We start from the raw sequence: 10,630 nt of genomic DNA, 5'->3' as shown, positions 1-10,630 counted from the left end.
GACCCGACGGGGGCGCCCGCGGGGCACTCCACGTTGTACGTGCTGGTGCCGACGCCCAACACGGCGCAGCCGGTGGACTGGGCCGCCGCCGAGCGCTCGCTGCGTGAGCGGATCCCGGACATGCTCACCAAGGTCGGGCTGAAGGATGTGCGCCGGCACCTCCGCGCGCAGCGCTACTTCACGGCGGAGACGTGGCGGGACGACTTCCACGTCTTCCGCGGGGCAGTGTTCAACCTCTCGCACACGTGGCTGCAGCTTGGCCCGCTGCGGCCGAAGGTGAAGAACCCGGATGTGGAGGGGCTCTACTGGGTCGGAGGCGGGACGCACCCGGGCAGCGGGCTGCTCACCATCATGGAGAGCGCCAACATCGCGGCGGACTACCTCACGCGGGAGGCCGGCAAGGGAGCGCTGCCGCAGTGGCCCTATGTGCCGCCGCTCGAGGGGCAGCCAGCCGCTCGGGTGAGTGCTGGCTGATGGGCACGAGGCGCCGGAGTGGGCCGTTCTCCCGTTATGCTCATCTTCCTTCCATTCACGCTCGGGGGCCTGGCGCTGACGGCGCTGGGGCTCGGGGTGAAGTGGATCCTGGAGGAGCTTCCATCGCGGCCGGCCTTCCCCGAGGGGACGCTCGCCAGAGACGCGTGGGCTCGGCACCAGGAGGCCCTGAAGGCGCTGCGCGCCGCGCGCCAGCGTGTGACGGAGCGGGCGCGTGCGTACGGTGAGCGGCAGGGGCGGGCCTGCCAGGAGACGGTGGAGCCCTTCCGCGTGCTGCTGGAGCGGCTCGAGCGCTGGGAGCACGCGCGCGCGGCGGAGGTGCTGACGCCAGCGGGCCTCGCTGCGCTGAGCGCTCTGCCCAAGGGAGCCGTGTCTCGGGCTGAGAGCCTGGACTGGCCGCTGCTGGGCGTAGGTGCTGAGGCACCGCCGTCGCTGAGGCCGGTGCTGGAGTGGCTCGACAGGGGCTGGCTGCTGCAGGGAGCGCCCCCCGTGGTGGTGGATGCCATCTCGCTCTACCCGGCGGCCACCTGCAGCCCGGAGCCCACGGACGAGGCCCAGGCAGTCCGTGCCTTCCATCGGGCCACTGGCGAGCTCCGCCGCGTCGGGGTGTTCCTCGACGCGGTCCACAGGGGGCTCGAGGCGCTTGATGCGCGAGTGGCCACGCTCCACGGCAAGGCCTCGGCGCAGCTGGCCTACCTGGACGCGGCAAGCTTCGAGGAGGGGCGCGCCGAGCCACGGGAGCGTCTGGTGCGGCTCGGCGCCCTCATGAGTGTGCTGGCCGAGGCGCTGCGCCTCCCCGTGCTGCTGGGAGACGGCACGCTCGCGCCGCTCCCGGAGCCGCTGGCGGACTGAGCCAGGTCGCTCGGAGCCCGAGGGGGCGTGCCAGGGACCGAAGCCTGTCAGCCCGTCGAAGAGTGCCCATCCTTCGTTCAGAGCGCGACACCGCGCACGACGAAGGGAGGAAGCGCCATGGGTGAGTGGACCGACAAGATGAAGGGCAAGGTCAAGGAGACTGCTGGCGTGGCGACCGGTGACCGGGAGCTCGAGGCCGAGGGCAAGGCTGACATGCTCAAGGGCAAGGTGAAGGAGAAGGTCGAGGACGCCAAGAGGGCCATCAAGGATGCGGTGGATCCTGATCGTCCGAGTCGCCGCGAGGAGCCATAACCTCAGAGCAGCGACGGGGGGACGGATGGGCCGTGGGGCCTGCAATGCCCTGCGGCCCTTCGTGTCTTCATTGAGAGTGCTCGCACCGGCAGGCCACCTCGAGGAAGGTGGTGGACTTGCCGCTGACCAGCGCCCACAGACAGCGAGCGAGGCAACTCGCGCCGAACTCCCGGTAGATGAGACCCAGGTTGGCGACCACCTCACGTCCTGTGATGACTCCGCGCATGACAGCCCCCCTTCTATGCTCTCGCTCTGTCACTCCCGGCCTTCCCAGTTGTGACGCTCATCCCTTCTGCAAAGGTCTGGCCGACTCCTCGTCTCATGCACGGCTGCGCCCTGTTGAAGAGGCGACGAGCCAAGGGAGCGATTCGACACAGGGGGATGCACGCTTGTCTGGGTGCAAGTGCGTGGAAATGCGCACAGTCCTGTAATTTCTCCCGACAGGCCGTGGACTGGAGAACGGAGCTCGGGGCTCGGCGGGCAGGCGAGCGGGGTGCTGGCGAATGAGTGGCACGCGCGCCCGGGAGTCTGAAGCTTGAGAGGTAGGAGGAAGGAGGTGTCGACATGGCGAGTACATCCCCACAGGATCTCGGGCCGCTGGTCACGCCGCCCCCGTTCCTGAAGAGGCTCATGCATGCCACGCAGAAAGGCCGGCTGACGCGGCTGATGGTGGCGACGGACTTCTCGATGAGCGCGGATCTGGCGCTGGCGCGCGCGCTGCGATTGCCGGTGGGAGAAGGGGCCTTGCTCACCCTCTTTCACGCGGTGCGGCCTGTCTCGAGGCGGGGCGTCCCGGAGGACATGTCCCTGGAGGAGCGCTGCCTGGGGCGGATTGCGGGGGCCGCGCGCCGCAGGCTCCGGACACGCGAGCCGGTGGAGGTGAGGGAGGAGATACGAGAGGGGGATGCGATCCAGGAGGCCGCGAAGGCCGCTCAGCGCCTGGAGGTGGAGCTGATGATCGCGGGCCGCCCTCACGCGCTGCGGAGTCACGAGCTGACGCAGCGAGGCGCGACGGTGCGAGGCATGGTGCGTCAGGTGGAGGCGCCGCTGCTGGTGGTGGGCGCGCACCCGCAGCGGGCGTACCAACGGCCGCTGGTGGCGGTGGATCTCTCGGAGGACTCGCGGCGGGCGCTGGAGCTGGCGCTGCGCCTGTGTCCTCCGCCGGTGAAGGTGGACGTGCTGCACGTGCCGGAGCCTTGTACTCACCCGGGGCTGTGGCACGCGGGGCTGTCATCGGTGGAGCAGTGGCTCGTGGTGCGGCAGGAGCTCGAGGCCGCGGCGCGCAAGGCGCTGAGCCGCTTCCTGGCGCCCTACCGGGAGGCAGGCCGGGAGTGCGAGATCACCATCCGCTGCAGCGAGCCGCTGGAGGAGGCGCTGCTGGCGGAGGCGGCCGAGCGGGACTCGGATCTGATGGCGCTGGGGATGCCCTCATCGGGAGAGCCGACACTGGCCGTGGGCCTGGCCGAGCAGATGGTGATGCGCGCGGACTGCGATGTGTTGGTGGCCAAGGTCCACCCCTCGTAGCGACCTGGGGTGGTGCTCGGAAGGCGAATGGAGCATCCTGAGGCCCGAGGACGTGGCTTCATGTTCACCCACATCGTGGCAGGAGTCCTGGGAGTCTGGGTGCTCGGCGGGGCGGGGGTCGAGCCCGGCTACAACTTCCTGGTGCTGGGAGGCGGCGGCGAGCCGGCGCACAACGAGATCGCCCTGGAGAAGAACGCGCTCTACTTCCAGCGCACGCTGCGGGTGTTCGGGGTGGATCCGGCGGAGGCCTCTCTCTACTTCGCCAACGGCAATGACGGGCAGGAGACGGTCCGCTACCTGGATCAGGACTCGAAGGAGCGGTTCAAGGCGCCCGAGATCCCTCACCTCAAGGGGCCCTCGACACGCACGAGCTTCCAGGAGTGGCTGAGCCGGAGCCTCCAGGAGAGGCCGCAGCGGCCGGTGTTCCTCTACTTCACGGGGCACGGCGGCCTGAACGGCTCCAACCCGGACAACAACTACCTGATGCTGTGGGACGAGCGCTCCTTGAGCGTGCGCTCCCTGTCACGGGCCTTGGATCGGCTCTCGCCCGAGACGCCCGTGGTGGCGGTGATGTCCCAGTGCTTCGCCGGCTCCTTCGCGAACTTCATCTACCCGGGCGGAGACCCGCTGGAGCCCGTGGCCGCGCAGCCACGCTGTGGCTTCTTCGCGACGGTGAAGTCACGCACCTCCGTAGGCTGTACCCCGGAGGTGGATGAGGCGGACTACCGCGACTACAGCTCCAGCTTCTTCGCCGGCTTGAGCGGGTACAGCCGGGTGGGGCAGCCCGTGGCCTCGGCGGACTATGACCGGGATGGGCGGGTCAGCTTCGCGGAGGCCCATGCCTTCGCGAAGGTGGACGCGGAGACCTCCGACTGGCCCGTCTCGACCTCGGAGGTCTGGCTGCAGCGCAAGGCGCTCGAGGCCGACGAGGAGGAGATCGTCTCCCGTCCCCTCCTCGAGCTGCTGCAGGGCGCTCGCCCGGAGCAGCGCCATGTCATCGAGTCGCTGGCCCGGCGGCTGGGGCTTGAGGTGGGGCAGTCCCTCATCCAGAGCGAGGAGCTGCTGAGCCGGGCGGTGACGTCGGAGGTGCAGTCTGCCTACGCCGTGCGCCTGTGGATGGAGCTGCTCAACCTCGGCATGGAGGCGAAGCTGCGCGGCGCGGGGGAGCAGAGCCCGCTCGAGGTGCTCGACCGTCTCCTCGCCTGCGAGCAGGGCTCCTGGCGCGCGCCGCCGGAGGTGGCCGCGTTCCCGCAGGAGGCAGAAGGCCCGCGGATGTCCAGCCTCTGTGTCTCGGGAGAGGAGGGCGGCAGCCCGCACCGCATCGCCACGAGGACGGATCGGTGGACGTTCGGGGAGGGCAAGCCGTGGACGCTCCGGTTCGAAGAGCTGTTCGCACGGGCTGGCATGAGCCTGAAGGATCCTCTGAACCTCATCTACCTCCAGGAGGATGCCGCGCCACACCCCGAGGCGTACCACCAGGAGATCTTCGATCGCCTCGAGGCCACCCTGGACGGCTGTGGCGATGAGGAGACCTGTGGCGCCGTGCTGAGGATGGCGCTCCGGCGGCTGGCGGCCGAGCTCTGCACCCCCGACACGCCCTTGAGCAGCCTGGCGAGCTGGTAGGCGGGGCGCTCGTCCGGAGCAACACCCGGGGGCTCAGGGCTCCAGCGGACCGGCGAGCTCTGGCTGGCTCCTCGCCACGAGCGACAGCTCGGCATGGCGTGCCCAGAGCTCCTCCTCCTCCCTGGCCATCCGGCTCCAGCTTCCCCGGTAATAGAGGGGCAGCGTGCCGGTGCTCACGGCCTCGATCGCGGTGCGCCTGGCGCCGAGCGCCTCCTGGAGGCGGCCCTGTCTCTCCAGGACCCGTGCCAGGCAGTCATGGGCGAGCGCGTTGTCGGGCTCGGCGGCCCGCCAGGTGGCGCAGATCTTCTCCGCCAAAGGGGTGTCCATCAGCCCAGCGGTGCTCTGGCTCGCGGCGCGGCGGCTCCAGACATCATCCCGCTCGGCGAGCAGCTTCCAGGCCCAGGGCAGGAGCCCGGCGGGCCATTGCCGCGAGAGATCGCCATAGGGCTGCGTCACCAGGCGGGACAGGGTCCGGCGGGTGAGGAAGGCGTCGCGATCAAGGGCCACCATGGTGTCGAGCACCTGAGTCACGGCCTTGAGCTCACCTGCCAGCAGCAGCGAGTCGGCGGTGACGGCGAGCAGCTCCAGCCCCTTGCCGTCGGCGGTCTTCAGCAGCTCCAGAAGCTCCGCGCGAGCGGCTTCGGGTGTGATTCCTGGCCGGCTCATGCGCTCTTCGAGCCGCTGCAGGAGGGCAAAGGGGCTGCCTGGGTAGCGCTCGAGCTCTCGCTCGACAGGGAGGGGCGTGTCGCACGCGCCCAGGTGGACGAAGGCATTGCGCACGGGCTGTCCATCCGCGCCGGAGACCGGCAGCGTGTGCTCGACGATGCGCCTGTCCTCGCGCGAGAGGATGCGCAGGTGGACGAGCGTGGCGTCCTCGGGGAGCTTCAGCTCATAGGCGAGCAGCACGCCTTGCTTGCGCATGGGCGCGATGCCCTGGGTGAAGGAGGTGTCTCCGTGGATGTCCCAGGAGATCTGGGCCTCGGGGGGATGCTGCAAGGACTGGGGTGCGTAGAAGAGCTTCACGGTCGCGCCGCGCGTGGGGCGCTCGGGGCGGATGAGGAGGGTTGGCTCCCACATGGGGCTGCTTCCGATGGGGAGGGCGGAGACGAGCTGGCTCGGCTCGGACGGCGTGGGGGGCTCCGTCTCCGCGTCGATGGCCTCGGTGAGGCGGTAGTACGTATCGACGGCGCCGATCCACCTCCGGAGGATCTTCCCATCCCGGCCGATGATGACGTGCGTGGGGAAGCCGGAGACGCCGTACGCCTCCGCGAGCTCCTCGGAGTCCGGGACGACGGCATAGCGGAACGGGTTTCTGCGGAGGAACGCCTTCAGCTCGGGGGCCTTGTCGAGCGCGGGAGCCAGGAACACCACGTCCTCGGATCCCTGGTACCGGGCGACGACGCGGTTGAGCTCTCCCCGCTCGGAGCGGCAGACGGGGCAGTTCTTGAACCAGAAGTTGAGGACGACGAGCTTCCCGGACAGTCCGGCCAGGGTGTACCGGTTGCCCGCCATGTCCTTCACGTCGAAGTCGGGAGCGCGCTGCGCGAGAGCATGGGAGGCGAGGAGGGCAACGGTCAGCGCGAGCAGGCGGGCGCACAGCATGTCAGGGGATTCTAACAGCTCGGTGGCCTCTGCCACCCAGGGGGACGGCCATTGTGACCAAGCGAGCAGGCCGCAGATGGATTAGTAACAGGGGACCGTGGCACCACCTCTGGCCCCCCCTCCCGCTTCGCTCAAGACCCGCCTGAAGAACGCGGGCAGTCTGTTCAGACAACTCCCGGGCACGTTCCGGCTCTTCTGGCAGGCGAGCCCCCGGCTGGCGGTGGTGCTGGGCCTGCTGACGCTGGTGGCGGCCGTGCTGCCGGCGGCCATCGCCTATGTGGGCAAGCTCATCGTGGACGGCGTGGTGGCGGCGGCGCAAGGCGGGGGAGGCGTGGAGCTGCGCTCGCCAGTCATGCGGTTGGTGGCGCTGGAGTTCGGGCTGATGCTGGGCTCGGCGCTGGTGGAGCGGAGCCTGTCGCTCACGCGCGAGCTGCTGCGGGCCAACCTGGGCAACCTGCTCAACGAGCGCATCCTCCAGAAGGCCCTGCAGCTGGAGCTGCGGCACTTCGAGGACTCGGAGACGTACGACAAGATGCAGAACGCGCGGCGCGAGGCGAGCAGCCGCCCGCTGTCGCTGGTCATGCAGGCGTTCTCCATTGTCCGCAACCTGGTGACGCTGTCCACCTATGCGGTGCTGCTGGTGGCGCTGTCTCCGTGGAGCGTGGTGGTGCTGGTGGTGGCCTCCATTCCGGCGTTCATCGCGGAGGCGCGGCTGGCGGCGGAGGGGTTCCGGCTGTACTCCTGGCGCGCGCCCGAGGGCCGCAAGCTGAACTACCTGGAGTGGATCCTCACGCGAGACAGCCACGTGAAGGAGGTGAAGCTCTTCGGGCTGGGCCCGCTGGTGCTGGGGCGCTACCGCACGCTCTTCCAGAAGTTCTTCCACGAGGATCGAGCGCTCGCGCTGCGGCGGATGGGGTGGGGCCTGGGCTTGGGAGTCCTGTCGCTGGCGGCGTTCTACGGCTGCTACGCCTTCGTGGCGAACCGGGCCGCGTCGGCGGCCATCACCCTGGGCGACATGGTGCTCTACCTGTCCTTGTTCCGGCAGGGGCAGGCGTCGTTCCAGGGCATCCTGTCGAGCATCGGCGCCATGTACGAGGACGCCCTCTTCATGAGCAACCTGTTCGCGTACCTGGACATCCCCACGGGCGCGGAGCAGCCCCGGGTGTTGCCGCCCGTGAAGCCGCCGCGGGGGCGCGGCAACTCCATCGAGCTGCGGGACGTGTCCTTCCGCTACCCGGGGAAGGAGGCGTGGGCGCTGCGGCACGTGAACCTCACGCTGCAGCCCGGGCAGAAGCTGGCGCTGGTGGGAGAGAACGGCGCAGGCAAGAGCACGCTGGTGAAGCTGCTCCTGCGGCTGTACGAGCCGAATGAAGGCACCATCCTCTACGGCGGCGTGGACCTGCGGGACATGGACGTGGAGGATCTGCGCAGCCGGTTCGGCGCGGTGTTCCAGGACTTCGTGCGCTACCAGTTCAACGTGGCGGAGAACATCGGCCTGGGGCACGTGCCGGCGCTGGAGGATCGCGACCGCATCGTCCGCGCGGCGGACCTGGGCGGAGCCAGCCCCGTCATCTCCGCGCTGCCGCAGCAGTACGACACGATGCTGGGCGGGTGGTTCGAGAAGGGACAGGAGCTCAGTGCTGGGCAGTGGCAGAAGCTGGCGGTGGCGCGGGCCTTCATGCGCGAGGACGCCGAGGTCCTCATCCTGGACGAGCCCACCGCGAGCATCGACGCGGAGGCCGAGCACGCCCTCTTCGAGCGCTTCCAGGCGCTGGCGGCGGACCGGATCGCCATCGTCATCTCCCACCGCTTCTCCACCGTGCGCATGGCCGACCAGATCGCCGTGCTCCACAACGGACAGGTGGAGGAGCTGGGCAGCCACGACGCGCTCATGGCCAAGGAGGGGCGCTATGCGCACCTCTTCCACCTACAGGCCCGCGGCTACCGGGACTGAAAAAGTGTAGGAGCCTGGAGGGAAGTGTATTCCAGAGTTGCCCGAAAGTTCTGTTATACGTGTAATTATTGAAAATCGTTAAAACATGAACAGAATGTTCCTGGGTGGGGACCGAATCACCTGCGTCCGCAGGGGAGAGGGAATCGATGCGGAGCCCAGGAAGACCGCGATCCATCGAGCCAGGAGAGCAGACGTCGTCCGACTCTCCCTCGGAGCGGGCGCTCCTGGAGGAGCGTCTGGAGGCCAGCCATCGGCTGATGGATGCGCTCACCCAGGTGCACGTGGATCTCGTCACCCAGGGAGATCACCGCGCGCTCTTCGGGCGGCTGCTGACGCTCATGCTCCAGGAGACGCAGAGCGAGTACGGCTTCATCGGAGAAGTCCTGCGCTCGCCGGAGGGGGTTCCGTATCTGCGGACCTACGCCATCACCAACATCGCCTGGACGGACGAGCTGCGCGCGCAGTACGCCTTGAACGCCGCGCGGGGCATGGAGTTCCGCAACCTGAAGACGCTGTTTGGCGCGGTCATCACCTCGGGGGAGCCGGTCCTCACCAATGAGCCCGTGGGGCACCCGAGCTCTGCTGGGGTACCGCCGGGCCACCCCAGCCTCCGCTCCTTCCTCGGGGTGCCCTTCAAGGTCCATGGCGAGCTGGTGGGCATGGTGGGCATGGCCAACCGGCCGGGAGGCTATGACTCGGGGCTCATCGGCTTCCTGCAGCCGCTGCTCACCACGTGCGGCATCATCTCCTACGCGTGGCGCAGCGAGGTGCGGCGGCGCGAGGCGGAGCAGGCGCTGCTGGCCCAGCAGGAGCAGATGAAGAAGCTGGCCCTGGTGGCGGCCCGCACCAGCAACGCGGTCCTCATCACCAACGCCACGGGCATCATCGAGTGGGTGAACGAGAGCTTCACCCTGACCACGGGCTACTCGCTGGAGCAGGCCCAGGGCCGCAACCCGCTCGAGCTGCTGCAGGGCTCCAACACGGATCCGCGAGGCCTCGAGGCCCTGCGCGAGGCCCTGCGCAAGGGGGAGAGCATCACCGTCGAGCTGCTCAACTACACCCGCGCGGGCCGGCCCTACTGGAACCTCGTCGAGCTGCAGCCGGTGCGCAACGAGCAGGAGCAGCTCGTCCACTTCGTGGCCATCCAGAGCGACGTCACCGGGCGGCGGCAGCTGGAGCAGCAGGTCATCCAGAGCGCGGAGCGGCTCCGGCTGGCGCTGGAGAGCGCCGAGGACGGGCTGTGGGACTGGGACATGCGGACGGGCCGGCTCACCGTCAGCCCGCGGTGGATCGGCATGCTGGGCCATGCGGAGGGGCTGCTGGAGCCCACCGCCGACTTCTGGCGCTACCACCTCTGCCACCCGGAGGATCGGCCCGAGATCGAGCAGCGGCTGCGGGACCACTGGGAGGGCCGCGCCACCATGTTCGAGTTCGAGTACCGCATGCGGCACAAGGATGGGTGGTGGGTCTGGGTGCTGGGCCGGGCGAAGGTGGTGGCCCGGGATGAGCAGGGGCGCCCGCTGCGCATGGTGGGCACCAACGTGGACATCACCTCGCGCAAGCGGGCCCAGGAGCAGATCCAGGCCTTCATCGAGGCCATCCCGGACATGATCTTCCATCTGCGGATGGACGGGAGGTGCCTGGGCTACAAGGTGTCCACGCTGGACATGCCCATCAAGGCGCCTCAGGAGGTCCTCGGGAAGAGCCTGTACGAGCAGCCGCTGCCGCAGCAGATGTTGAAGGGGCTCCGGGAGGGGCTCGAGCAGCTCGGTCAAGGCACCTCCCTGGTGGTCTTCGAATACGACATGGCGAAGGCCTCGGGGGTCGAGCACTACGAGGCCCGCCTCGTCCGCAGCGGCCCGGATGAGGCGATGGCCATCGTGCGCAACGTCACCGAGCGCAGGCTCGCGGAGGAGGAGGGGCGTCGCCAGCAAGAGCAGCTCGAGGAGCGGGTCCGCCAGGTGACGCGGGAGCTGGAGGCGCGCCAGGCCCAGCTCATCCAGGCGGAGAAGCTGGCCTCGCTGGGGCAGATGGCGGCCAGCATCGCCCACGAGCTCAACAACCCGGTGAGCTACGTCTCCAGCAACGTCTCCACGCTGGATGGGTACATCTCCGTCCTGCTCCAGCTGATCGGGCTCTACCAGCAGGTGGAGCAGCAGCTGGGCCCCGAGGCTCCCCCTGCCGTGGCGGGGCTGCTGGAGCAGGCGAAGGCCCTGCGCGAGCGGGAGCGGCTGGAGGACATCTTCCAGGACATGAAGGAGCTGCTGGGGG

The 10,630-nt window shown here is 69.2% G+C and carries 8 protein-coding genes and 1 pseudogene; 7 read left to right on the top strand and 2 right to left on the bottom strand.

Annotated elements, in window-relative coordinates; translation table 11 throughout:
• From VD972_RS38705 to VD972_RS38695, 3 genes and pseudogenes are all read left to right on the top strand, one after another.
• Positions 1–474, top strand: a pseudogene (locus VD972_RS38705) (phytoene desaturase); the annotation flags it as partial.
• A gap of 36 nt (positions 475–510) precedes the next feature.
• Positions 511–1,344, top strand: a complete 834-nt coding sequence (locus VD972_RS38700; protein WP_324993853.1) for a hypothetical protein — start codon at positions 511–513, stop codon at positions 1,342–1,344.
• Positions 1,345–1,461: 117 nt separating this feature from the next.
• Positions 1,462–1,656 carry a CsbD family protein gene (locus VD972_RS38695; protein ID WP_324993852.1) on the top strand — a complete coding sequence of 65 codons (195 nt, stop codon included), beginning with the start codon at positions 1,462–1,464 and terminating at the stop codon, positions 1,654–1,656.
• A 67-nt stretch (positions 1,657–1,723) separates the two neighbouring features.
• On the opposite strand, the gene VD972_RS38690 is transcribed toward VD972_RS38695, so the two are convergent.
• Positions 1,724–1,882, bottom strand: coding sequence for a hypothetical protein (locus VD972_RS38690; protein WP_324993851.1), 159 nt, complete (start codon positions 1,880–1,882; stop codon positions 1,724–1,726).
• Between the two features lie 338 nt (positions 1,883–2,220).
• On the opposite strand from VD972_RS38690, the gene VD972_RS38685 reads away from it, so the two are divergent.
• The gene (locus VD972_RS38685; protein ID WP_324993850.1) at positions 2,221–3,180 is read left to right on the top strand and encodes a universal stress protein; all 960 of its coding nucleotides are present in this window, start codon (positions 2,221–2,223) and stop codon (positions 3,178–3,180) included.
• Between the two features lie 60 nt (positions 3,181–3,240).
• On the top strand, positions 3,241–4,803 hold the full coding sequence (locus tag VD972_RS38680; RefSeq protein ID WP_324993849.1) for an AHH domain-containing protein: 1,563 nt from the start codon (positions 3,241–3,243) through the stop codon (positions 4,801–4,803).
• A 33-nt stretch (positions 4,804–4,836) separates the two neighbouring features.
• On the opposite strand, the gene VD972_RS38675 is transcribed toward VD972_RS38680, so the two are convergent.
• Complete coding sequence (locus tag VD972_RS38675; RefSeq protein WP_324993848.1) at positions 4,837–6,405, bottom strand: TlpA disulfide reductase family protein; 1,569 nt, start codon at positions 6,403–6,405, stop codon at positions 4,837–4,839.
• A 97-nt stretch (positions 6,406–6,502) separates the two neighbouring features.
• Here VD972_RS38675 and VD972_RS38670 point away from each other — a divergent pair, with 97 nt between their 5' ends.
• Positions 6,503–8,359: an ABC transporter ATP-binding protein gene (locus VD972_RS38670; protein ID WP_324993847.1), complete on the top strand. Its 1,857-nt coding sequence runs from the start codon at positions 6,503–6,505 to the stop codon at positions 8,357–8,359.
• A gap of 146 nt (positions 8,360–8,505) precedes the next feature.
• Positions 8,506–10,630 (top strand): PAS domain S-box protein (locus VD972_RS38665; protein WP_324993846.1); only part of this gene is annotated, 2,125 nt, incomplete at its 3' end.

Origin of the sequence: Hyalangium sp. (genome assembly GCF_035629615.1) — a bacterium.
Taxonomy (GTDB): domain Bacteria; phylum Myxococcota; class Myxococcia; order Myxococcales; family Myxococcaceae; genus Hyalangium.
Note: the sequence above shows the minus strand (reverse complement) of the source record. Positions and strands in the feature narration are given on the sequence as shown.

Bases quoted from the DNA above. Each gene is read 5' to 3' on its own strand.
- VD972_RS38700 (WP_324993853.1), top strand. From the start codon at position 511: ATGCTCATCTTCCTTCCATTCACGCTCGGGGGCCTGGCGCTGACGGCG.
- VD972_RS38675 (WP_324993848.1), bottom strand. From the start codon at position 6,405: ATGCTGTGCGCCCGCCTGCTCGCGCTGACCGTTGCCCTCCTCGCCTCC.
- VD972_RS38680 (WP_324993849.1), top strand. From the start codon at position 3,241: ATGTTCACCCACATCGTGGCAGGAGTCCTGGGAGTCTGGGTGCTCGGC.
- VD972_RS38685 (WP_324993850.1), top strand. From the start codon at position 2,221: ATGGCGAGTACATCCCCACAGGATCTCGGGCCGCTGGTCACGCCGCCC.
- VD972_RS38695 (WP_324993852.1), top strand. From the start codon at position 1,462: ATGGGTGAGTGGACCGACAAGATGAAGGGCAAGGTCAAGGAGACTGCT.
- VD972_RS38690 (WP_324993851.1), bottom strand. From the start codon at position 1,882: ATGCGCGGAGTCATCACAGGACGTGAGGTGGTCGCCAACCTGGGTCTC.